The sequence below is a fragment of the Actinoallomurus oryzae genome (assembly GCF_039541955.1).
GTDB classification, from domain to species: domain Bacteria; phylum Actinomycetota; class Actinomycetes; order Streptosporangiales; family Streptosporangiaceae; genus Actinoallomurus; species Actinoallomurus oryzae.
On record NZ_BAABHF010000050.1, the window covers coordinates 115,625 to 136,184 of the forward strand.

Annotated in this window: 21 protein-coding genes; 10 read left to right on the top strand and 11 right to left on the bottom strand. The window is 70.3% G+C overall.

Annotation, left to right across the window (positions count from 1 at the left end; genetic code table 11):
- Positions 1-68 precede the first annotated feature (68 nt).
- From ABEA10_RS42335 to ABEA10_RS42345, 3 genes are all read left to right on the top strand, one after another.
- Complete coding sequence (locus ABEA10_RS42335; RefSeq protein ID WP_345473924.1) at positions 69-539, top strand: hypothetical protein; 471 nt, start codon at positions 69-71, stop codon at positions 537-539.
- A 442-nt stretch (positions 540-981) separates the two neighbouring features.
- Positions 982-2,031, top strand: a complete 1,050-nt coding sequence (locus tag ABEA10_RS42340; protein WP_345473926.1) for a hypothetical protein — start codon at positions 982-984, stop codon at positions 2,029-2,031.
- A 169-nt stretch (positions 2,032-2,200) separates the two neighbouring features.
- Positions 2,201-2,389, top strand: a complete 189-nt coding sequence (locus tag ABEA10_RS42345; RefSeq protein WP_345473928.1) for a hypothetical protein — start codon at positions 2,201-2,203, stop codon at positions 2,387-2,389.
- Positions 2,390-2,458: 69 nt separating this feature from the next.
- On the opposite strand, the gene ABEA10_RS42350 is transcribed toward ABEA10_RS42345, so the two are convergent.
- On the bottom strand, positions 2,459-3,628 hold the full coding sequence (locus ABEA10_RS42350) for an acyl-CoA dehydrogenase (protein WP_345473930.1): 1,170 nt from the start codon (positions 3,626-3,628) through the stop codon (positions 2,459-2,461).
- A gap of 99 nt (positions 3,629-3,727) precedes the next feature.
- Between ABEA10_RS42350 and ABEA10_RS42355 the strand changes: the two genes are divergently transcribed.
- The gene (locus ABEA10_RS42355; RefSeq protein ID WP_329251297.1) at positions 3,728-5,062 is read left to right on the top strand and encodes a UDP-glucose dehydrogenase family protein; all 1,335 of its coding nucleotides are present in this window, start codon (positions 3,728-3,730) and stop codon (positions 5,060-5,062) included.
- Positions 5,063-5,200: 138 nt separating this feature from the next.
- Here ABEA10_RS42355 and ABEA10_RS42360 read toward each other — a convergent pair whose 3' ends face one another.
- Positions 5,201-5,557, bottom strand: coding sequence for a hypothetical protein (locus ABEA10_RS42360; protein ID WP_345473932.1), 357 nt, complete (start codon positions 5,555-5,557; stop codon positions 5,201-5,203).
- A gap of 435 nt (positions 5,558-5,992) precedes the next feature.
- On the opposite strand from ABEA10_RS42360, the gene ABEA10_RS42365 reads away from it, so the two are divergent.
- On the top strand, positions 5,993-6,364 hold the full coding sequence (locus ABEA10_RS42365; protein ID WP_329251301.1) for a LytR/AlgR family response regulator transcription factor: 372 nt from the start codon (positions 5,993-5,995) through the stop codon (positions 6,362-6,364).
- A gap of 53 nt (positions 6,365-6,417) precedes the next feature.
- Entirely contained in the window at positions 6,418-6,870 is a 453-nt protein-coding gene (locus ABEA10_RS42370) for a CoA-binding protein (protein ID WP_345473936.1), read from the top strand.
- A 143-nt stretch (positions 6,871-7,013) separates the two neighbouring features.
- On the opposite strand, the gene purE is transcribed toward ABEA10_RS42370, so the two are convergent.
- The 3 genes from purE to ABEA10_RS42385 are packed head-to-tail and all read right to left on the bottom strand — an operon-like array spanning position 7,014 to position 9,810.
- Entirely contained in the window at positions 7,014-7,502 is a 489-nt protein-coding gene (purE, locus tag ABEA10_RS42375) for a 5-(carboxyamino)imidazole ribonucleotide mutase (RefSeq protein ID WP_329251311.1), read from the bottom strand.
- Positions 7,499-8,611 (bottom strand): 5-(carboxyamino)imidazole ribonucleotide synthase, encoded by a 1,113-nt coding sequence (locus ABEA10_RS42380; protein ID WP_345474049.1) that lies wholly within the window; start codon positions 8,609-8,611, stop codon positions 7,499-7,501. The genes purE and ABEA10_RS42380 overlap by 4 nt, the downstream gene beginning before the upstream one ends.
- Positions 8,612-8,664: 53 nt before the next feature.
- Positions 8,665-9,810 carry an acyl-CoA dehydrogenase family protein gene (locus ABEA10_RS42385; protein ID WP_425551031.1) on the bottom strand — a complete coding sequence of 382 codons (1,146 nt, stop codon included), beginning with the start codon at positions 9,808-9,810 and terminating at the stop codon, positions 8,665-8,667.
- A 199-nt stretch (positions 9,811-10,009) separates the two neighbouring features.
- On the opposite strand from ABEA10_RS42385, the gene ABEA10_RS42390 reads away from it, so the two are divergent.
- From ABEA10_RS42390 to ABEA10_RS42400, 3 genes are all read left to right on the top strand, one after another.
- Entirely contained in the window at positions 10,010-10,573 is a 564-nt protein-coding gene (locus ABEA10_RS42390) for a GtrA family protein (RefSeq protein WP_345473939.1), read from the top strand.
- 198 nt (positions 10,574-10,771) lie between these two features.
- On the top strand, positions 10,772-11,263 hold the full coding sequence (locus ABEA10_RS42395) for a CHAP domain-containing protein (protein WP_345473941.1): 492 nt from the start codon (positions 10,772-10,774) through the stop codon (positions 11,261-11,263).
- Positions 11,260-12,231, top strand: coding sequence for a glycoside hydrolase family 25 protein (locus tag ABEA10_RS42400; RefSeq protein ID WP_345473942.1), 972 nt, complete (start codon positions 11,260-11,262; stop codon positions 12,229-12,231). The genes ABEA10_RS42395 and ABEA10_RS42400 overlap by 4 nt, the downstream gene beginning before the upstream one ends.
- A 45-nt stretch (positions 12,232-12,276) precedes the next feature.
- Here the strand turns inward: ABEA10_RS42400 and ABEA10_RS42405 are convergent, their stop codons facing one another.
- The 3 genes from ABEA10_RS42405 to ABEA10_RS42415 all read right to left on the bottom strand — a co-directional run bounded on the left by ABEA10_RS42405 (position 12,277) and on the right by ABEA10_RS42415 (position 15,977).
- Positions 12,277-13,557 (bottom strand): ATP-binding protein, encoded by a 1,281-nt coding sequence (locus ABEA10_RS42405; protein WP_345473944.1) that lies wholly within the window; start codon positions 13,555-13,557, stop codon positions 12,277-12,279.
- A 60-nt stretch (positions 13,558-13,617) separates the two neighbouring features.
- Positions 13,618-14,289, bottom strand: a complete 672-nt coding sequence (locus tag ABEA10_RS42410; RefSeq protein WP_141956913.1) for a response regulator transcription factor — start codon at positions 14,287-14,289, stop codon at positions 13,618-13,620.
- A 128-nt stretch (positions 14,290-14,417) separates the two neighbouring features.
- Positions 14,418-15,977, bottom strand: coding sequence for an acyl-CoA carboxylase subunit beta (locus ABEA10_RS42415; protein ID WP_345473946.1), 1,560 nt, complete (start codon positions 15,975-15,977; stop codon positions 14,418-14,420).
- Positions 15,978-16,036: 59 nt separating this feature from the next.
- Between ABEA10_RS42415 and ABEA10_RS42420 the strand changes: the two genes are divergently transcribed.
- Complete coding sequence (locus tag ABEA10_RS42420) at positions 16,037-16,969, top strand: ASCH domain-containing protein (RefSeq protein WP_345473948.1); 933 nt, start codon at positions 16,037-16,039, stop codon at positions 16,967-16,969.
- On the opposite strand, the gene ABEA10_RS42425 is transcribed toward ABEA10_RS42420, so the two are convergent.
- From ABEA10_RS42425 to ABEA10_RS42435, 3 genes are all read right to left on the bottom strand, one after another.
- Complete coding sequence (locus tag ABEA10_RS42425) at positions 16,953-17,981, bottom strand: zinc-dependent alcohol dehydrogenase family protein (RefSeq protein ID WP_345473949.1); 1,029 nt, start codon at positions 17,979-17,981, stop codon at positions 16,953-16,955. The two genes, ABEA10_RS42420 and ABEA10_RS42425, sit on opposite strands and share 17 nt — an antisense overlap.
- A 69-nt stretch (positions 17,982-18,050) precedes the next feature.
- Positions 18,051-18,773, bottom strand: a complete 723-nt coding sequence (locus ABEA10_RS42430) for a hypothetical protein (RefSeq protein WP_345473950.1) — start codon at positions 18,771-18,773, stop codon at positions 18,051-18,053.
- 142 nt (positions 18,774-18,915) lie between these two features.
- Positions 18,916-20,520, bottom strand: a complete 1,605-nt coding sequence (locus tag ABEA10_RS42435; RefSeq protein ID WP_345473952.1) for an LCP family protein — start codon at positions 20,518-20,520, stop codon at positions 18,916-18,918.
- Positions 20,521-20,560 lie beyond the last annotated feature (40 nt).

A 20,560-nucleotide genomic window follows, 5' to 3' on the forward strand; every position in this document is an offset into this window, starting at 1 on the left:
CGGGTAACCGGACACTCCGCCATGGACGTCTCTTGTAGCGCATCAAGTCACGTAACAGGAGATATCCGTTGTCCAGTGAGAATGCGGGGCGTTCTTTGACGGCCCGTTCCCTGATCCGGTCACTCGCCGTCGTCGCGGCCTTCACCGCCGCCCTGACCGGACTCGCGGGGTGCGGAGGCGGGCGCGCCCCGGCCGGCGCCTCGCCGGGCGAGGTTCCGGCCGAGGACGCCCCGGCTGCGGCCGTCGCCGGTGCGGCCCAGCCCTGGTGCGGCGACACCGAGTGGCTGCCCCCGGCCGCCGGAATGTACGTGTCGGTCTACCGGAAGAAGCGGCGCCCGATCACGGCGGCCACGATCGACGCCGACCTGGCCGACGGGGGCAGGCTGTGGAAGGCCTACCGCCGGCTGGCCGACGAGGGAACCCTGCCGGCGGACACGCGCGAGGTGCGGGAGTTCCTCGTGTCGGTCGCCGCCGCCGAGAAGGCCGGCACCGACCCGGAGGGCTACGCCCGCCACATCGTCGCCACCTGCGAGAGCTGATGAACGACGTCTCGAATCGGCACACCACCTGGTCGTGGCGACCCGTCCTGGAACCGGGAGTTCTCAGAAGCGTGTCTCGGCTCTCGCCCTCACGTCCGTCCTGCTGAGCCGGATCGCCCCGCCCGGGTCACGTCCGCGCCCGACCGCCTCACCGGCCGCGACGGCCGCGCCGACGCCCGTGGCGGCCGGGACGGTCCACCGCCACCTTGCCCGGCCGACGCGCTGCGGCCATGCCGAGCGCGGCGACCGCCACAAGCTCGGTCCCTTTCAGGGCCGAACAGTTGACATCTTTCTGAAGTGAATGGCGGCCGGTGTGGGCGATCGGTAGGTGTGGGGAGACGCCTGACAGGAGTCGCGACCGCGCGGTCGAGCGGAGGGGATGCGGGTGGTGTCTTCCCAGCTGAGTGTTGACCACGGCTCAGTACGAGACGGGGTCGTGTCCATGGACGAGGTGGCCGGCCGGCTCCACTCCCTGCGCGAGCTGGTGGACCGGACGCATCTCCCGCATCTCGCCTTCGGGGTGGTCGGCGAGGGCGCCCGGCACAATTACGCGACCTCTCTCCAGGACGAGCTGGCCAACCTGGACACCGGCATCGAGAAGGCGCAGACCTACGCCGACGACCTCCTCAAGTCCGCGGACCGCTACCGGGGTGTGGAGGACGCCAACGTCAGGGCCGTGCTCCACGACATCCGCTGGATCACCGAACCCGGCGAAGGCTCCGTACCGCCCCGGCCGTCATCGGTCCCCGCCGCGACGACGCCCCTGCCGCGGATCGGATCCTCGGCGGACCTGATGGCCGTGCCGGCCGTCGCGGCGCTGGCGGGTTCCGGCGCGGCGGCGGTCGCCGCACTCGGCATGGCGACTGCGGCGAACCTCAGGGCATGCGCCGGAATGTCGGCCCTGACCATCGGGACGGCGATCACCTGGGCGACCGTGGTCTGGTCCGACGACGGGTCCATCGACCGCGCCCTGCGGAACTGGGACCAGGTGGCCAGGGAGGCGCGCGCGCTTTTCGGCTCCGACGTGAAGGGGGTCCGCGCGGCGCTCCAGACGGCCTGGCAGGGCGCCGCGGCGTCGTCCGCGGACACCAGGCTCCTGGAGTTCGTCGTCGCGGGAATGGCGCTGGCCGACCGGGCCGAGCGCCGGGTGACCACACTGCGCCAGATGATCGGCCAGCTCATCTGGATCCACCGGATCGCTTTCGTGATCTCCACGCTCATGGTCGCGGCGACCATCGCCGCGACCTGGTCGGCCGGTCTGTCGCTCACGGTGGTCGCGACGTACGCCCAGACGCTGATCTGGGTGGTCGCCGCCATCGAGGGGCTGTTCCTGTCCTTCGGCATGATCGCCATGTGGGGGGATTCCGAAGACGGCTTCGCCCTGAAGGGCGCCGACAGCGGCTCCGCCGCCGAGGCGGAGTCGGTACTGACTCCGCCCGGGTCCGCCAGGTCCCGCCGAGACCGCAAGGCGCCGCCACCTTTCAGTTTCTGAGCGTCTCCCCGGGTACGCCCTGCCGCGTGCAGTAGCTGTGTCTGAAATGTGGCATTTATAGGTTTGTAGCCGTTTTTCCGGTTAGCCCCTGGTAGCCTCACGGTTCGCGTGCGCCGTGCCGTGACGCGGGCCCGCCCTCCGCTCCTGCCGGATCCCCTGAGGAGAGACCGTGCCCAACGGGTTGTTCGAGGTCCCCGTCGTCATGCTGGCGCGAAGCGCGGTCCTCACCGCCGATCTCCGGCCGGTCGTCGGCGTCATCGCCGCCGTGCTGGCCGCCATCCTGGCGGGCTACGCGAGCTGGCACGTCACGGACCGGATCGTGTCCAGGGGGAACCGTACCGACCGGGACGGGTTCTGAAGCCATCCGGGCATACGTCGCCCCTCGGTCCGGTCGTCGTTCCGAGGGGCGGCAGTGCAGGTCACCGGGCTACTTGAGCAGGGCGCGGGACATGACGACGCGCTGGATCTGGTTGGTGCCCTCGTAGATCTGGGTGATCTTGGCGTCGCGCATCATGCGCTCGACCGGGTAGTCCTTCACGTAGCCGTACCCGCCCAGCAGCTGGACGGCGTCCGTGGTGATCTCCATGGCGGCGTCCGAGGCGAAGCACTTGGCCGCGGAGGAGATGAACGTCAGGTCCGGCTCGGCCGCGCCGAGCATGCGGCGTTCGGACTTGGCCGCGGCGGCGTACGTCAGCTGCCGCGCCGCCTCCAGCTTCATCGCCATGTCCGCCAGCATGAACTGCACGCCCTGGAAGTCGCCGATCGGCCTGCCGAACTGCTTGCGCTCCTTGACGTACCCGATCGCGTAGTCGAGGGCACCCTGGGCGATGCCGAGCGCCTGGGCCGCGATCGTCACGCGGGTGTGGTCGAGGGTGGCCAGGGCGGTCTTGAAGCCGGTGCCCTCCTCGCCGATGATCCGGTCGGCCGGGATGCGCACGTCGTCCATGATGACCTCGCGCGTCGGCGATCCCTTGATGCCGAGTTTCTTCTCCGGGGCGCCGAAGCTCACGCCCGGGTCGTTCTTCTCCACCACGAACGCCGAGATGCCGCGGGCGCCCTTGTCCGGGTCGGTGACCGCCATCACGGTGTAGTACTCCGAGACACCCGCGTTGGTGATCCAGCGCTTGGTGCCGTTCAGCACCCAGTGGTCGCCGTCGCGGACCGCGCGGGTCTTCATCGCCGCGGCGTCGCTGCCCGCCTCCGGCTCCGAAAGGGCGTAGGAGAACATGGCCTCACCGCGCGCCACAGGGCTCAGGTAGCGTTTCTTCAAATCCTCAGAACCGGAGAGCAGGATCGGTACGGTGCCGAGCTTGTTGACAGCAGGGATCAGCGACGAGGAGGCACATGCCCGGGCGACCTCCTCGATCACGATCACCGTGGCGAGGGCGTCCGCGCCGACTCCCTCGTACGCCTCAGGAATGTGCACGGCGTGCAGCTCGGCCTGGCGCAGCGCCTCGTACGCGGCCTGGGGGAACTCCGCCGTCTCGTCGGTCTCGGCCGCCTTCGGAGCGATTTTGGCGTCGGCAAGGGCCCGTACCGTTTCCCGCAGGAGCCCGTGCTCTTCGGAGAGTTCGTACAGAGGAAAGTCTGAGGTCATGTGCCGATCGTACGCCGTCTACCTACTCGCCAGTAGGGCCGGTAGCATGCCGAGCGGCCCGTGGGGAAAGTCAGTGGGGTCGGGCATCAAATTCTCATGATGGGAGGCAGGGCCTTGGCACAACGCTTGACCGTGATCGGCACTGGCTACCTGGGCGCCACCCACGCGGCTTGCATGGCCGAGCTGGGCTTCGAGGTGCTCGGCATCGACGTGGACGCCGACAAGATCGCTCGCCTGTCCGCGGGTGAGCTGCCGTTCTACGAACCCGGTCTCGAGCCCATTCTCCGGCGCAACCTCGAGAACGGACGGCTGCGCTTCACCACTTCCTACGACGAGGTGGCCGAGTTCGGCGACGTTCACTTCATCTGCGTCGGCACACCGCAAAAGCCCGGCGAGTACGCCGCCGACATGAGCTACGTCGACGACACGATCACGGCGCTGGCGCCGCGCCTCACGCGCGCCTGCCTCGTCATCGGCAAGTCCACGGTGCCGGTCGGCACCGCCGAGCGGCTCGCACGCCGGCTGGCCCGGCTCGCCCCGGCCGGTGACCTGGCCGAGCTCGCGTGGAACCCGGAGTTCCTCCGCGAGGGCTTCGCCGTGGAGGACACCCTCCACCCCGACCGCATCGTCATCGGCGTGGAGTCCGACCGCGCCGAGAAGGTCCTGCGCGAGATCTACGCGCCGATGACCGCCGAGGGCATCCCGCTGATCGTCACCGACTACCCGACCTCCGAGCTGGTCAAGGTCTCCGCCAACGCCTTCCTCGCCACGAAGATCTCCTTCATCAACGCGATGGCCGAGGTCTGCGAGGCCGCGCACGCCGATGTGACCAAGCTCTCAGAGGCCCTGTCCCACGACGACCGCATCGGCGGCAAGTTCCTCGGCCCCGGGCTCGGCTTCGGCGGCGGCTGCCTGCCCAAGGACATCCGGGCGTTCATGGCGCGGGCCGGTGAGCTGGGCGTGGACCAGGCGCTGTCGTTCCTCCGCGAGGTCGACGCGATCAACATCCGCCGCCGCATCCGCATGGTCGACCTGGCCCGCGAGCTTCTCGGCGGCTCGTTCATCGGCCGTACGGTCGGCGTGCTCGGCGCGGCGTTCAAGCCCAACTCCGACGACATCCGCGACTCGCCGGCGCTCGACGTGGCGACCACGATCCGCGCGCAGGGCGGCAACGTCACCGTGTACGACCCGCAGGCCCTGGACAACGCCCGCCGGGCCCACCCGGAGCTGGCGTACGGCACGTCGGCGCAGGACGCCGTCGCCCACGCGCACGTCGTCCTGCTCCTCACCGAGTGGCGCGAGTTCCGCGAGCTGGACCCGGACGAGCTCGGAGCGGTCGTCGCGGAGCGCAACATCGTGGACGGCCGCAACGCGCTCGACCCCGAGCGCTGGCGCGCCGCCGGCTGGCACTACCGCGCACTCGGCCGCCCCTGACGGCTCGGCGGTTCACCGATCCGGTCCCCGGGCTCACGGCCCGGGTGCCCGGACCGTGAGCCCGGGGACCGGCCTTCCGGATCAACGGCCCGGGTGCCCGGACCGACCGCCTATGGTCCGGCCGTCCGGGTCAGCGGCTCAGCGGTCCGGCTCTCCGGTCTCCGGGGCCGGGTTCTGGTCATCCGCGACCGCCTTGAGCTGGACGAACGGGAGCCGCAGCAGGCGCACCGCGGCGTGCACCGCCTCTTCGCTCTCCGCGGTGAACACGCACAGCAGGCGCGTCTCCGCGGGCATGTACATCCCGTTCATGTACCGCACCGGATGCCCCGACCGGGTCATCCGGTCCGCGGCGGCGGCGAGTGAGTGCTGGATCCGCGCCAGCCCGCCGGGCATGGCGTCGGCCGGCAGCCCGATCGACAGGTAAACGGTGAGGGGCCCTCCTTCGCCGGAGGGGACGCCCGTTCGGGCCGCGTCATCGATTCCGTGTTCGGCCATGGGACTCCCTTCGTCCGAGGGGGTGCCCGCTGGGGCCGTCTCTTCGATTTCCTCGCTCCGCTCGGGCGCGGGGTGAGGCGACCAGTCGCCGGCGGCGCCGTACGGGTCGCCGGAAGAGCCGGGGGAGCCGGGAGAGCCGGGGGCGGGCTTCACCTGCGGCCTAGAAAGACATCGGAGCCGGAACGGCATGACCACCGTGGGAGACCTCCGTGTCACCCACGCGGACGCGCTCCGGGCGCGCGTTCGACGGATGATCGATCGCATGACGGTGTGACTGCACGTGTCTCCCCCTCTCGCCGTCGGACCTACGTTCCACCATGGGATGCGCGGGGGGTCGCCGTCTTCACGGCCACCCTCCGTTCCTTGCCCCCTGCCAGCCGTACCCCCGGATTCCGGCTACCCGGAAGCCGCGAAAAGCGCGCGTACTGTTGAGGGATGGCTGTCCGCTGCCTGATCGTCGACGACGATGACGGCTTCGCCGATGTGGCTCGCGACCTGCTGCGACGCGAGCAGATCGACGTCGTCGGCGTGGCCGCGAACAGCGCCCGCGCCATGCGGCTGATGGTGAGCGCGCGACCCGACGTCATGCTCATCGACGTCAACCTCGGCGACGAGAGCGGCTTCGATCTGGTCGAGGCGATCCGGGGTGTCGACGGGCGGCCGATCCTGATCCTCATCTCCACCTACCGGCTGGACGACTACATCGACCTTCCCGTGTCCGGTGCCGCGGCGTTCGTCCGCAAGTCCGAGCTGTCGGGTACCGCGATCCGCCGGATCCTGGTCGACGCCGGACGGCCTCCCGCCTGACCGAAACCGGGACTCCCGGGAAGCCCGGGCCGTCCCCAACGGTTGTGACGGTCATGAGCGACCGTTACGCCGACGAAGACGTCATCCGGCGCATCCTCCTCGAATCCGGGACGTGGGCGTTCGTGGGCCTGCGCGACAACCCCGGGCGCACCGCGTACGACATGGCGCAGCTGCTCCAGTCACGCGGCAAGACGATCGTGCCGGTCCATCCCGACGCGGCGACCGTGCTCGGCGAGCCCGGTGTCGCCTCGCTCGCCGAGCTGCCCTCACCGGTGAACGTCGTCGGCGTCTACCGGCGAGCCGAGCACGCCGGCCAGGTCACCGACGAGGCGATCGAGCTGTTCCGCTCGTACGGCCCGCGGACGGACGGCGAGATCCGGGCCATCTGGTACCCGCTCGACGTGGTCGACGAGGCCGCCGCGGCCAGGGCCGCCGACGCGGGCCTGGACGTCGTCATGAACCGCTGCCCGGCGATCGAGTGGGCACGCCTGCGGCTCCCGCGCTGAGCCGGGGCCCTCATCCGGACGTCCTCGCGTAGGAGAGGATGAGGTTCCCCTTCCCGAACACGCCGCTGTCGGTGAGCGTGAAGACGCGTGGCGAGAACTCGGCGCGGAAGAGGATCGTCCCGGCGGTCTGACGGGCGAAGGGCTCAGCCCGCCGCCTGGCGCAGGCGCTCACCCTTGGCCTTGGCCTGGGCGTGCAGGTCGCGCTGGAACTCCTCCATCCGCGCCCGCAGGTCGGCGTCGCTCGCCGCCAGGATGCGTACGGCCAGCAGGCCGGCGTTGCGCGCGCCGCCGACCGCGACGGTCGCCACCGGCACCCCCGCGGGCATCTGCACGATCGACAGCAGAGAGTCCATGCCGTCGAGGTACTTCAGCGGCACCGGCACACCGATCACCGGCAGCGGCGTCACGGACGCGAGCATCCCCGGCAGGTGGGCGGCGCCGCCGGCGCCCGCGATGATCACCTGAAGGCCGCGCGAGGCCGCCTCGGAGCCGTACGCGATCATCTCGTGCGGCATCCGGTGCGCGGAGACCACGTCGGCCTCGTACGGCACGCCGAACTCCTCCAGCGCCTCGGCGGCGGCCTTCATGACCGGCCAGTCCGAGTCGCTGCCCATCACCACGCCAACAGTCATCGCGGTCCGTTCCTCAGGTAGTCGGCCGCGTGCCGCGCCCGTTCGCGTACGTCGTCCAGGTCGTCGCCGAGCGCGGTGACGTGCCCGATCTTGCGGCCCGGCCGGATCTCCTTGCCGTAGAAGTGCACCTTCACGCCCGGGTCGTGCGCCATGACGTGGATGTAGCGGGGGTAGATCTGGGGCTCGTCGCCGCCGAGGACGTTGGCCATCACCGTGTACGGCGCGGTCGGCCGGGTGTCGCCCAGCGGCAGGTCGAGCACCGCGCGCAGGTGCTGCTCGAACTGCGAGGTGCGCGCGCCCTCGATCGTCCAGTGCCCGGAGTTGTGCGGCCGCATGGCCAGCTCGTTGACCAGCACGCCGTCGACGGTCTCGAACAGCTCGACCGCCAGCAGGCCCGTCACGCCGAGCCGCTCGGCGATGTCGAGGGCCAGCCGCTGGGCCTCCTCGGCCCGGTCGGGGTCGAGCCCGGGGGCCGGCGCGATCACCTCGTGGCAGATGCCGTCGCGCTGCACCGTCTCGACGATCGGGTACGCCGCGCCCTGGCCGTACGGCGAGCGCGCCACCAGCGCGGCCAGCTCGCGGCGGAACGGCACGTGCTCCTCGGCCAGCAGCGGAACACCTTCGGCCGCGGCCCGCTCGATCACCTCACGGGCCTCGGCGGGGTTCTCGCAGACCCAGACGCCCTTGCCGTCGTAGCCGCCGCGCACGGCCTTGAGCACGAGCGGCCACGCCCCGAACTCCTCGGCCTCCGCCAGGCTCGCGACCGGCGCGAACCGGGGCACGGGCACGCCCAGCTCGCTCAGCCGCTCGCGCATCACGCGCTTGTCCTGGGCGTGAAGGAGCGCGGCGGAGCCGGGACGGCACGCCACCCCGGCCTCCTCCAGCGCCCTGATGTGCTCGCCCGGGACGTGCTCGTGGTCCCACGTCACCACGTCGCTGTCCTTGGCGAAGGCGAGCAGGTCGTCGAGGGAGCGGTGGTCACCGACGCGGACGTCGGAGATCACGCGCGCGGCGGAGGCGTCGACGCTCTCGCCGAGCACGCGCAGGGTCACGCCGAGACCGATCGCCGCCTGCTGGGTCATGCGGGCGAGCTGACCGCCGCCCACCATGCCGACCGCGGGAATACCTTGCCTGTCCGTCACCCCCGCAGCCTACCGAGCCCTCAGAGGCCCAGCTCACGGGCGATGAGCATGCGCTGGACCTCGGAGGTGCCCTCGCCGATCTCCAAGATCTTGGAATCGCGCCAGTGACGGGCGACCGGGTACTCGTTCATGAAGCCGTAGCCGCCGTGGATCTGGGTGGCCTCGCGGGCGTTGGTGACCGCGATCTCCGAAGAGTGCAGCTTGGCGATGGCCGCCTCCTTCTTGAACGGCTCGCCGCGCATCATCTTCTCGGCCGCGCGGTACCACGCGAGACGCGCGGTGTGCGTGCGCACCTCCATGTCGGCGATCTTGAAGGCGATGGCCTGGTTCTTGCCGATCGGCGTGCCGAACGCGGTGCGCTCCTTGGCGTACTTGATCGACTCGTCGAGGCACGCCTGGGCGAGGCCGGTGGCGAGCGCGGAGATCGCGATGCGGCCCTCGTCCAGGATCGACAGGAAGTTCGCGTAGCCGCGGCCGCGTTCGCCGAGGAGGTTCTCGGCCGGCACGTGGCAGTCGTTGAAGGACAGCTCGCGGGTGTCGGAGGCGTGCCAGCCGACCTTGGAGTACTTCGGCGCCACGGTGAGGCCCTCGCGCGGCGTCGGGACGACGATCGAGGAGATCTCCCGCGCCGCCCCCTCGCCGCTCGTGACGGCGGTGACCGTCACCAGGCGGGTGATGTCGGTGCCGGAGTTGGTGATGAAGCACTTCGTGCCGTTGATCACCCACTGGTCGTCGACCGCCTTGGCGGTGGTGCGGGTGGCGCCGGCGTCGGTGCCGCCGCCCGGCTCGGTCAGCCCGAACGCGCCGAGCGCGCGGCCCGTCACGAGGTCGGGCAGCCACGTGCGCTTCTGCTCCTCGGTGCCGAACCGGTAGATCGGCATCGCGCCGAGCGACACCCCGGCCTCCAAGGTGATCGCCACTGAGGAGTCGACGCGTGCCAGCTCCTCCAGTGCCAGGCAGAGGGCGAAGTAGTCACCGCCCATCCCGCCGTACTCCTCGGGGAAGGGCAGCCCGAACAGTCCCATGTCGCCCATCTGGCGAACGATGTCGTACGGGAACTCCTCGTGCGCGTCCAGTCGTTCGGCCTGTGGAGCGACGACGTCGCGGGCGAACTCCTCGACGGTCTTGCGCAGGGTCTCGTGCTCGTCGTCGAGCCGGTAGTCCATGATCACCTCGGTCGGAGAGACATGAGCCTGATCCCGTCATACCCCGGACGGCCGCGGTCGGCGGCTGCCAGAATCTGGGACCACAGGCACATGCTGCCACGAACGCCGTCTATCCTCTTCGTGCCGGGGGTAAGGAGAGTTGCGGGCCTGCCGAGGTAACGCGAGAACAACCGCGACCGCGAACGAAAGGTCTCCCTTAGTGAGAATCGCCGTAAACCTGTACCGACGATTCGCCCACCTCGTTCACGAGCTGGCAAAGTTCGGCGTGATCGGCGTACTCAACTTCATCATCACCATCGGGATCGCCGACGTCCTGCACCTGGGCCTCGGGGTGGGGCCGCTGAAGGCCTTCGGCGTCGGCACCGTCGTCGCGACGACGTTCTCCTACTTCGCGAACCGCTACTGGACCTTCCGGCACCGCGACACCAGCGGCATGGGCCGCGAGTACGTCCTGTTCTTCGTCCTGAACGCCGTCGCCCTGGTGATCACCTGGGTGTTCATCGGCTTCACGCACTACATCCTGGGCCTGCACGGCGGCATCGCGTACAACGCCGCGCAGATCGTCGGCACCGGTGCCGCCACGCTGTTCCGCTACTGGGCGTACAAGAAGTGGGTCTTCCTGCCCCCGTCCGCGCCCCCGGTCGACCCGCACACCGGCCTCCCCGAGGGCGAGGCGAAGACGCCCGAGACGGCCGCCGCCGAGCGGGAGCCCGCGGACGAGCCCGAGCCGGTCCCGGCCGGGCTCGTCAAGCGTTCCCGCTGAGCGTTCTCGCCGCGTCACCGACCACCCGTTCCCGTACGCCGCCGCATGGCGGTTACTGCGGGGAATGGGGGAAATCGGCGGATTGTAGCGCTGTCTCGGGTCTCGTGCGCGAGTCATGCCTTTACTGGCTTCGCTGACTCATCTGTGTGCGTCGGTCAAGTAAGGTCGACGGTCCATCGCAGATCGGATGTGAGCGACATGATCGACATCCTCGATGTTTGCGAAGACCAGGTCGGCCGGCACGAGGCGGCCGACGGCACGACGAGCTACGGCAGGTGGCTGGACGCTCAGCCGCCCAAGACGACCATCTACGCCAGGGCGGACTGGTGCGCGTCCTCGGCGATCTACTGCATCGCGCAGATCCCCGGCGGCCTGGCGGCGATCGGCGGCCTGCACAAGAGCGACGCGTACGTCCAGAACTGGCACGACCGCATGTCGGCCATGGGCCGTGTGTCCATGACGCCGAAGCCTCGCCGCATCGTCTTCTACGACTGGCGGGGCACCGGACCCGACGACAACCACGTCGGCATCCTGAAGGAGCGCGAAGGCGGCCGGCTCCACGTCTACGAGGGCAACCACGACGACCGGTACGAACTGGTCGACCGGCCGTTCGACGGCCAGGTCACCGGGTTCGCCGAGTGGTGGTCCTTCGTCGCCGCGGCCGACGACGACTGGTTCATCGAGCCATGAGCCTCCTGCACCTGTACGACGTGAGCGCCTACCAGGGCACCACGGTCCCGGCCGCCGACGCGGTGTTCGTCAAGGCGACCGAGGGCTCGTCGTACACCTCCAGCAAGTTCCACGCCCAGTACGCGGGCGCGAAGCAGCGGGCCCGGCACCGCGGCGCGTACCACTTCGCGCGTCCGGAGGCGTCGTCGGCGAGATCGCAGGCCGACCGGTTCCTGGACGTCGTACGGCCGGTCGCCGGCGAGTCGCTGTGGCTGGACCTGGAGGCGTCCGACCTGAACCAGGCGAAGACCCACGCCTGGGCCGTGGCCTGGGCGGATCGGATCCGCGACCAGGCACCCGGCATCACGTACGGCATCTACATGGGCGGCGGTTACGCGACCAACAACACCGGCCGCGGCCTCGCCGCCGAGTACCCCTTCTGGTGGTACCCGCAGTACCCGACCTCCAAGGCGACCTCGACGTGGCCCACGACGTTCGCGCCGTGGCTGCCCAGCGGTCTGACCTGCGGCTGGAGCCGCCCGCACATCTGGCAGTTCTCCAGCGCGTTCAAGGGCGAGTACGACGCCAGCGTCTCGACACTCACCATCGACCAGCTCGCCGGCGGCGGGCGCCCGAGCACGGAGGTAGACGTGTACGGAGGAATTCCCCCACTCAAGGTCGGCGAGCGGTACACCCGGACCTGCCCCAAGGGCTCGCTCAACATCTGGGGCATCGCGTACGACTCGACGAACACCCTCACCTACCGGATCGCCGCGCACTCGAACAAGGGCGGTGGCGAGGTCAAGGACGAACTCGTCGTCGGCGGCCCGAACAGCGCGAGCGACGCGTGGCCGAAGAAGCAGACCTGGAAGACGAGCCTCACCGACGTCGACTGGTTCTCCATCGAGCTGATCGCCGGCGACCCGTCACAGCCGGACGCCAACGGCCGCATCGTGCAGCCCGGCTGGGACGCCTCCCTCACCGACTGAGGTCAGGGCCTGTCTCACAGACAGCGAGGCTCTGAGACAGGCCCTCTAGGCCGGGCCGCTGACCACGCGCTCCTTGGCGAGCAGCGCCTCCTCGCGCTTGCGCAGGAAGATCGCGAAGGTCGCCGGGCGCGCCCGGATCAGCTCCAGCCGCCCGCCGTCGGCGGTGGCCAGGGAGCGCGCCAGGTAGAGGCCCAGGCCGGTGCCCTGCCGGCCGCTGACGTTGCGGTCGAACACCCGGCGTTCGAGCTCGGGCGGCACGCCCGGCCCCTCGTCGCCGACCTCCACGACGATGGAGGTCGGCGTCTCCTTGGTGTGGATGGTGACCTCGCCGTCGCCGTGGACGAGGGAGTTGTCCAGCAGCGTCGCGACGATCTGCGACAGGCCGCCGGGGCTGACCACCGCGGTCAGCCCGCGGACGCCCGACATGCCGATCCGGCGGTTCTCGCGGCGGAAGACCGGCTCCCACTCCTTGACCTGCTGCGCGACGATCTCGTCCACCCCGATCGGGACCGCGTCGCCGGTCGGGTCGTGTTTGGCCCGCGCGAGGAGCTGCTCGACGACGGCGGCCAGCCGCTCCACCTGGGCGGCGGCGGCGACGCCCTCCTCGCGTACGACGTCGGGGTACTCCGCGGCCTCGATCATCTCCTCCAGCCGCATCGACAGCGCGGTGAGCGGCGTGCGCAGCTGGTGACTCGCGTCGGATGCGAACTCCCGGCTCGCGGCGAGCAGGTCGGCGATGCGCACGGCGCTGCGGTCGAGGACCTCCGCCACGCGGTCGACCTCGGGCACGCCGTAGCGGCGGCGCCGTGGCCGTGCGTTGCCGGACCCGAGGCGGTCGGCGGTCTCGGCCAGGTCGATGAGCGGCAGCGTCAGCTTGCGCGCCTGCACCATCGCGAGCCCGACCGCCACCCCCACACCGAGCACGACGAGGCTGCCGATGAGCAGGAACGTGCGCACGGCGTCCGCCTCGACGTCGCCCGCGTCCCGTGACACCTGGACGTGGATGCCGCGGTCGTTCGCCGCCATCTTCGTGATCACATGGTCGCCCTTGGCCGGGGCCTCGCCTGCGGTGATCTGCGTGCCGTCGGCCATGGTCACCACGATGTAGCGGCCCGGGAACTCCTTGGCGATCTGGTCACCGGTGACGGACTGGCGCAACTCCTCACGCAGGTTGACGCCGGCGACGACGCTCGCCGCCTCGCGCTCGACCTGCTGCTGGGCCTCGTCGTAGATCAGGCGTTCGGTGGCGTAGGCCAGCGGGATGCCGAGCAGGAGCACGGCCACGACCGCGACGGCGAGCGTCGACAGCAGCAGACGTCGCCTCATGGGGGTCCCTCTCTTCCGACCGTGACGTGATGCCGTGGTTCACGTCACGGTCCACCGTTTTCAGTCGCCGCGCTCGAAGCGGAATCCGACTCCGCGCACGGTCGTGATGTAGCGAGGGCTTCCCGCGTCGTCACCGAGTTTGCGGCGCAACCAGGAGATGTGCATGTCGAGGGTCTTCGTGGAACCCCACCAGTTGGTGTCCCACACCTCGCGCATGATCTGCTCACGGGTGACGACCTTGCCGGCGTCGCGTACGAGCACGCGCAGCAGGTCGAACTCCTTGGTCGTGAGCTGCAACTCCTGGTCGCCCATCCAGGCGCGTCGCGACTCGGCGTCGATCCGCACCCCCTGCACGATCGGCGTCTCGGTGCTGCCTCGGCGCAGCAGGGCACGGACGCGGGCGAGGAGTTCCGCCAGGCGGAACGGTTTGGTCACATAGTCGTCCGCCCCGGCGTCGAGCCCGACAACGGTGTCCACCTCGTCGGCGCGGGCGGTGAGGATGAGGATCGGCACACCGTGGCCCTCCGCCCGGACGCGGCGGGCCACCTCGAGGCCGTCGAGTTCGGGAAGACCGAGGTCGAGCACGATCAGGTCCACCCCACCGCCCAGCGCCCGTTCGAGGGCCTGCGGACCGTCGGGACTGACTTCGACGTTGTATCCCTCCCGCCGCAACGCTCTGGCGAGAGGCTCGGAGATGGACGTGTCGTCCTCGGCGAGCAGTACTGAGGTCATGAGCCGATCGTAGAGCTATTCAGAGTTGTTTCCTCCGTACTAGAGGGGGCTTGACCTGCGATTTGCCAGTCATAGAGCTCCAAGGAACGCGCCAAATCCGAGCTAATGAGCGGTAATTGGAACGACCTTCAGACCGGCGTGACTCCGTGTCGGCGGTGCGAGAATGATCGATCTTTTCCGCGGGCGGCGGCGAGGCGTCCGGCGAGCTCGTCCCGCAGCTCCTCCGGCTCGACGATCGCGTCGACCACGAGTTCGCCTGCCAGGCGGACGATGTCGATGTCCCGCTCGTACTCCGCGCGGAGTTTCTCGACGTACGCCTCGCGCTCCTCGGCGTCCTCGATCGCCATGATCTTGTTGTAGTAGACCGCGTTCACGGCCGCCTCGGCGCCCATCACGGCGATCTTCGCGGTGGGCAACGCAATTGTGGCGTCGGGGTCAAAGCCCGGACCCGCCATGGCGTACAGACCGGCCCCGTAGGCCTTCCGGACGACTACGCAGATTTTGGGCACTGTGGCCTCAGAGACGGCTGAGATCATTTTTGCGCCGTGACGGATGATGCCCTGGCGTTCGACCGCCGTGCCGACCATGAAACCGGGCACGTCGGACAGGAACAGGAGCGGTACGTTGAAAGCGTCGCACAGCTGGATGAACCGCGTCGCCTTGTCCGCGGAGTCGACGAACAGCACCCCGCCCTTGAACATCGGGTTGTTCGCGACCACGCCGACGACCTGGCCCTCGAGCCGGCCGAAGCCGACGACCAGCTCCTTCGCCCACAGGCTGTGGATCTCGAAGAAGGAGTCCTCGTCCAGCAGGCCCTTGACGTAGCGGCGCATGTCGAAGGCGACCCGCTCGCTCGTCGGCACGAGCCCGCGCAGATCGACCGGCTTGGGGTCGCGCGCCTCGGTCGCCGGCGGCCGCTGTTCCCAGTGTGACGGCAGGTAGGACAGGAAGTCGCGTACGGCGTCGAGGGCCTGCCCCTCGTCCTTGGCGAGGAAGTGCCCGCAGCCGGAGACCGAGCAGTGCATCTTCGCCCCGCCCATCTCCTCCAGCGTCGTCTGCTCCTTGACCACCATCTCGACCATGCGCGGGCTGCCGAGGTACATCGAGGCGTTGCCGTCCACCATCGCCACGAAGTCGCAGAAGGCCGGGATGTACGCCCCGCCCGCCGCGCTCGGCCCGAACAGCGCGCACACCTGTGGGATCGAGCCGCTCGCGCGCACCTGGGTGTGGAAGATCTTCCCGGCGCCGCGGCGGCCGGGGAACATCTCGACCTGGTCGGTGATCCGCGCGCCGGCTGAGTCGACCAGGTAGATCATCGGGACGCGGGTGCGGTAGGCGCGCTCGATGATCCGAATGATCTTTTCGACCGTACGCGCGCCCCAGGAGCCGGCCTTGACCGTGGAGTCGTTGGCCATGAGCGCGACCGGCCGGCCCTGAATCGTGGCGGTACCGGTGATCACGCCGTCGGCGGGAAGGTCTTCGGCGAGCGCGTTGGCGTACATGCCGTCCTCGACGAAGGACAGCGGGTCGACGAGCATCGCGATCCGCTCGCGTGCGAACAGCTTGCCCTTGGCGGCGTTGGCGTCGTGGTACTTCGGCGCACCGCCGCGCTCGATCGTCTCGCGGAGCTCGGCCAGGTGAGGGTGGCCCGGCTCATCCTGTGATGGCTGCATTGTGTGCTCGGTCACGCTCGGACCTTACCCCGCGGCTCCCCGCCCGCCACGCCCGGCGCCTCTAGTCTGTGGCCATGCCGCACGAGGATCTGCCCCGGTTCGAACTGGCCTTCCCCGGACCGCTGCGCGACCGGCTCGTCGCCGCCGTCCTGTCCGGGGTGAAGACGGCCACCACCGGGCTGTGGGAGGAGTACGAGCGGCTGGGCGAGCCGCTGCCCGCCGCGGGGGAGCGGTCCGTGGTCGTGGACTCCGGCGGCCGGCCGGTGGCCGTCGTGGAGACGACGGACGTGCGCGTCGTGCCGCTCGGCGAGGTCGACCTGCCGTACGTCATGGAGGAGGGCGAGGGCCACACGTCGGTGGCGGAGTGGCGTGCCGCGCACGAGAGGTTCTGGCACGGCGAGGAGATGCGGGCGGCCCTCGGCGACCCGGAGTTCACGGTCGACGACCGGACGCGGGTGGTGACGCAGCGCTTCCGCGTCGTGGAGCGGCTCGCCGCGCGTGCGGCCGAGGAGATCCTGGACATCGTGGACGAGCAGGACAACGTGATCGGCACGGCGCCCCGGGCCGAGGCGTACGCGCGCCGCCTGCGGCACCGGTGCGCGTTCGTCTTCGTACGGGACGGGCAGGGCCGGATCTTCGTGCACCGGCGCACGCCCGGCAAGCTCATCTTCCCCTCGCGCTACGACATGTTCGTCGGCGGAGTGGTCGGGGCGGGCGAGTCCTACGACGACGCGGCGCTGCGGGAGGCCGAGGAGGAGCTCGGCGTGTCCGGGCTGCCCCGGCCGGTCCCGCTGTTCTCGTTCCTGTACGAGGGCGCGGCCGGGCACACGTGGTGGACACGCGTCTATGAGGTCCGGTGCGACCTGCCGGTCTCGCCACAGGCCGAGGAGGTCGCCTGGCACGCCTTCCTGACCGAGGAGGAGCTCGAACGCCGCCTGCCCGAGTGGGACTGGGTGCCCGACGGCCTGGAGGCCTACCACCGGCTGCGCGTCAGGCGACCGCGATGACGACCTTGCCGAAGGGCACGCCGTCCCGGTAGTACGCGTAGGCCTCGCGCGCCTCGCCGAAGCCGAAGACGCGGTCGATCACCGGGCGCAGGAGGTTCGTGGAGATCGCCCGGTTCATCGCCTCGTGGTCGGCGCGGTTGCCGACGAAGACGCGCCGGATCGTCGCGAGAGAGTTCTTGTAGGCGTCGCCGGAGATCTCCAGGTTCGCACCGGGCGCCCCGGCCGGGACGGTCGGCACCGACAACAGCACGACCTGGCCGTACAGTGCGGCGGCCCGTACGGACTGCTCGATGGTGGGCCGCCCGTTCGTCTCGACCACGAGGTCCGCGCCCAGGCCGCCGGTGACCTCCCGCACCGCGCGCCACCACTGCGGGGTCGCGGTGTAGTCGATCACGTGGTCGGCGCCGAGCTCCCGCAGCCGGGCGGCCCTGGCCGCGCTGGAGGTGGTGGCGACGGTCCGGCAGCCCATCGCCCTGGCGAACTGGAGGCCGAACAGGGCGACCGGCCCGGTGCCGAGCGTGAGCACCGTCTGCCCGGGCTCCAGAGGGGCGCCGCCGACGAGGGAGGTCCACGCGGTGAGCGCGGCGCACGGCAGCGTGGCCGCCTCCTCCCAGCTCAGATGCTCCGGTACGGACACGGCCCACTGCTCGTCCAGCACGGCGTACTCGGTGAGCATGCCGTCGAGCGTGCAACCGAGCTGGTCGATCAGCTCCGGCCGCAGCCGCCCGTCGTGCCAGCGGGGCCAGTAGGCGCCGACGACCCGGTCGCCGGCACGGAAGCGGGTCACCTCCGAGCCCACCGCGACGACCTCGCCCGCGCCGTCGCTGACCGGGATCACGCTCGGCGCGGACGGCAGCGGGTAACGCTGCTGGAGGATGAGCAGGTCGCGCCGGTTGAGGGAGGTCGCGCGGACGCGGACCACGATCTGGGCCGGTCCGGGCTCCGGTTCGCCGGTCTCGTGCCGGACGATTCCGTCGATCTCTCCGGGCTTGTCCAAACGGTAGGTGTGCATGCGGCGATCCTCCGGCCGCCGCGTGAGCCCGGCAATACCGTGCGAGGTATGGCCTGAGGTGCGGTTACGTCACTGGGGGCGGTACATCTCCCGGGTGCCGCCGTCCTCGTCGGGCGGGCTGAACGGCGGCCGCCCGGCGTACGGGGACTGCTCCTGCCGGGTCGGCTCGTACAGCGGTGGCTCGTAGCTCGTGCGCTGCGGGTCGTAACCGGCCTGCGGCTGGTCGTATCCGCTCTGCGGCTCGCCGTACACGGCCGTCTGGTCGTCCCGGGCCGCGTGGCGCCCGCCGAAGGTCTCACCCGCGACGTGCTCGCTGTACGGCTCGCGGCGCGTGTCCGGCGGGCCGTACTCGTAGCCGTCGTCCGCGTCGTCGTCCCCGCGCGCCCGCCAGCGGGAGGGGAAGAACGAGGCGAACAGGAGCCCGACGCCGGCGAAGAGGAGGAACCCCTCCTCCTCCAGCCCGGCGAGCGTGACGCGCTGCTCCTTGAACGGGAAGCGGTTGATCAGGTCCGCGGTCGTCTTCTGGGAGACGAAGAACATGACACCGGCCGCGGTGAGCACGATGCCGCCGATGAGCGAGGCCAGCGGCGACAGCCGCGACGAGGCGAGGAGCGCGAACACGACCGCCGCCCCCGCGATGAGGCCGCCACCGATCCACTTGTCCTGTTTGTGGAACTCGGTGAGGTAGCCGTGCTGCAACCGGTACGTGCCATAGATCAACAAAGCCGCCAGGGCCGCCGTGAGCACGATTCCAGCAAAGAAGCCCCAGGTATGACGAGCGCCGTTGGACATCGCTACTCCTCCAGAGTGGCCGCGGCCTGCTCGGGCGTTAGTCCAGCAGGCTAGTAGCCAAATGCCATGTTTGGGGCAATAGCGACCGGCGACTTGTCGGCGAAGCCCGCCGTCCGGGGCCGACCTGCCGCGAGGGCGCGCGTCACTTGCAGAGGTTCTGGGTGGCGGTCTTGGCGTTGATCCGGCCGCCCGGGGACGATGATGAGGTCGACGGCGTCGCCACCTTCACCTGCTTGGCGCCGGTCCAGGACGGGCCGACCACGACCTGCAGCCGGGAGCCCAGAGACGACACCGCCCTGAGCTTCGCGCCCGGGATGGCCGCCTTAAGCGTCTTCGCGGAGTCCTCCCGGCCCGGTCCGTACTGGATCACCGTCGCCGTGGCCCCGTGCTGCGTCCCCGGCGCCACGGTCGTGCCGAAGCCGGCCCGGTGCAGGTCACGGGCGGCCCTGGTGGCCAGGCCCTGGACGCCGACGCCGTTGACGACGCGGACGTCGATCTGGCTCGGCGGCACCGTCAGGCCGTTCTTCGGGGCGGCGGACGCGGTCGGCGTCGGCTGCGCCGGCTGGACGATCGGCTTGTCGTCCTCGATCTCGTTGAACAGCCGGTTGCCGGCCGACTGGTCCCACAGCACGGTGGACTGCTGCTGCCCGCCGATCGAGACCGTGTAGTCGGAGTTGGCCAGGGGCACGGTCGTGAACGCGATGCTGTCGGTGCTCATGCCCTTCATCTGCATGGCGAGCGCGCTCAGCGTGTTCTTCGACAGGCCCTTGTCGGCGCGGATCGCATCCAGCGAGGCGTTGAGGAACGCCGGGAACTTCGCCGGCTCGCTCAGCGCCTTGTGCACGACCGCCGACATGAACTGCTGCTGCCGGTCGATCCGGCCCAGGTCGCTGCCGCCGGTCAGGGTGTAGCGGGCGCGGGCGTACGCGAGGGCGGTGGCGCCGTCGACGTTGCTCTTGCCGGCCGGAAGCCGCAGGCCGCTCTTGGGGTCGTTGACCGCCGTCGGCGTGCAGACCGTGACCCCGCCCAGGGCGTTGACGACCTTGAGGAAGCCGAGGAAGTTGACCTCGACGTAGTGGTCGACGTGCACTCCGGTGGCACGCTCGACGGTCTGCACGGTCAGCGGCGCGCCGCCGTACATGTAGGCCCAGTTGAGCTTGCCCTGCCGCTGGCCGACCTCGGCGCCCTTGGCGCCCTCCACCCCGTTGGAGCGGTGCGCCGGGATGGTCACGAGCGAGTCGCGCGGCAGGCTCACCACGGTGACCTTGTCGTGCTTGGAGGAGATGTGCACCAGCATCATCGTGTCGGAGCGCTGCCCGCCGACCTTGCCCAGGTGCAGGTCCCTGATCTGCTGGTCGGTCAGACCCTCGCGCCGGTCGACGCCGGCGAGCAGGATGTTCATCGAGCCCTCGGGCCCGGCGTCGGGGCGGTTCTTGAGCCCGTCGAAGGCGTCCACGCGCTGGACGTTGCCGAGCACGTAGTCCTGGAACACCCAGCCACCGCCGGCGAACAGGAGCACGAACGCGGACATCGCGCCGGTCGCCATGAGGCCGCGGCGGTGCCGCCGCGCCCCGTGGGCGTAGGTCCGGGACGGCCGGCGCTCGACCTTGACGTGCGTGGACTCGGCGTCGCCGACCGCCACTCCGTCCGGGGGCGTCGTATCATCTTCGTCGCCGGGAGCGCCGGGGGGACCGAGTCGCGGGCGGAAATATCGCTCCTGCGGGTCGGACCCGGTGTCTTCAGACATGCCGCTCACGCCTCCCCGAGGTGCGAAGTCTTGCCTACAT

What these genes read in the sequence shown, in the direction of transcription:
- ABEA10_RS42355 (WP_329251297.1), top strand. Translation starts at nt 3,728, where the DNA reads ATGGGAGGCAGGGCCTTGGCACAACGCTTGACCGTGATCGGCACTGGC.
- ABEA10_RS42370 (WP_345473936.1), top strand. Translation starts at nt 6,418, where the DNA reads ATGAGCGACCGTTACGCCGACGAAGACGTCATCCGGCGCATCCTCCTC.
- ABEA10_RS42420 (WP_345473948.1), top strand. Translation starts at nt 16,037, where the DNA reads ATGCCGCACGAGGATCTGCCCCGGTTCGAACTGGCCTTCCCCGGACCG.
- ABEA10_RS42425 (WP_345473949.1), bottom strand. Translation starts at nt 17,981, where the DNA reads ATGCACACCTACCGTTTGGACAAGCCCGGAGAGATCGACGGAATCGTC.
- ABEA10_RS42385 (WP_425551031.1), bottom strand. Translation starts at nt 9,810, where the DNA reads ATGGACTACCGGCTCGACGACGAGCACGAGACCCTGCGCAAGACCGTC.
- ABEA10_RS42405 (WP_345473944.1), bottom strand. Translation starts at nt 13,557, where the DNA reads ATGAGGCGACGTCTGCTGCTGTCGACGCTCGCCGTCGCGGTCGTGGCC.
- ABEA10_RS42410 (WP_141956913.1), bottom strand. Translation starts at nt 14,289, where the DNA reads ATGACCTCAGTACTGCTCGCCGAGGACGACACGTCCATCTCCGAGCCT.
- ABEA10_RS42435 (WP_345473952.1), bottom strand. Translation starts at nt 20,520, where the DNA reads ATGTCTGAAGACACCGGGTCCGACCCGCAGGAGCGATATTTCCGCCCG.
- ABEA10_RS42350 (WP_345473930.1), bottom strand. Translation starts at nt 3,628, where the DNA reads ATGACCTCAGACTTTCCTCTGTACGAACTCTCCGAAGAGCACGGGCTC.
- ABEA10_RS42400 (WP_345473942.1), top strand. Translation starts at nt 11,260, where the DNA reads ATGAGCCTCCTGCACCTGTACGACGTGAGCGCCTACCAGGGCACCACG.
- purE (WP_329251311.1), bottom strand. Translation starts at nt 7,502, where the DNA reads ATGACTGTTGGCGTGGTGATGGGCAGCGACTCGGACTGGCCGGTCATG.
- ABEA10_RS42430 (WP_345473950.1), bottom strand. Translation starts at nt 18,773, where the DNA reads ATGTCCAACGGCGCTCGTCATACCTGGGGCTTCTTTGCTGGAATCGTG.
- ABEA10_RS42360 (WP_345473932.1), bottom strand. Translation starts at nt 5,557, where the DNA reads ATGGCCGAACACGGAATCGATGACGCGGCCCGAACGGGCGTCCCCTCC.
- ABEA10_RS42395 (WP_345473941.1), top strand. Translation starts at nt 10,772, where the DNA reads ATGATCGACATCCTCGATGTTTGCGAAGACCAGGTCGGCCGGCACGAG.
- ABEA10_RS42340 (WP_345473926.1), top strand. Translation starts at nt 982, where the DNA reads ATGGACGAGGTGGCCGGCCGGCTCCACTCCCTGCGCGAGCTGGTGGAC.
- ABEA10_RS42365 (WP_329251301.1), top strand. Translation starts at nt 5,993, where the DNA reads ATGGCTGTCCGCTGCCTGATCGTCGACGACGATGACGGCTTCGCCGAT.
- ABEA10_RS42380 (WP_345474049.1), bottom strand. Translation starts at nt 8,611, where the DNA reads ATGGTGGGCGGCGGTCAGCTCGCCCGCATGACCCAGCAGGCGGCGATC.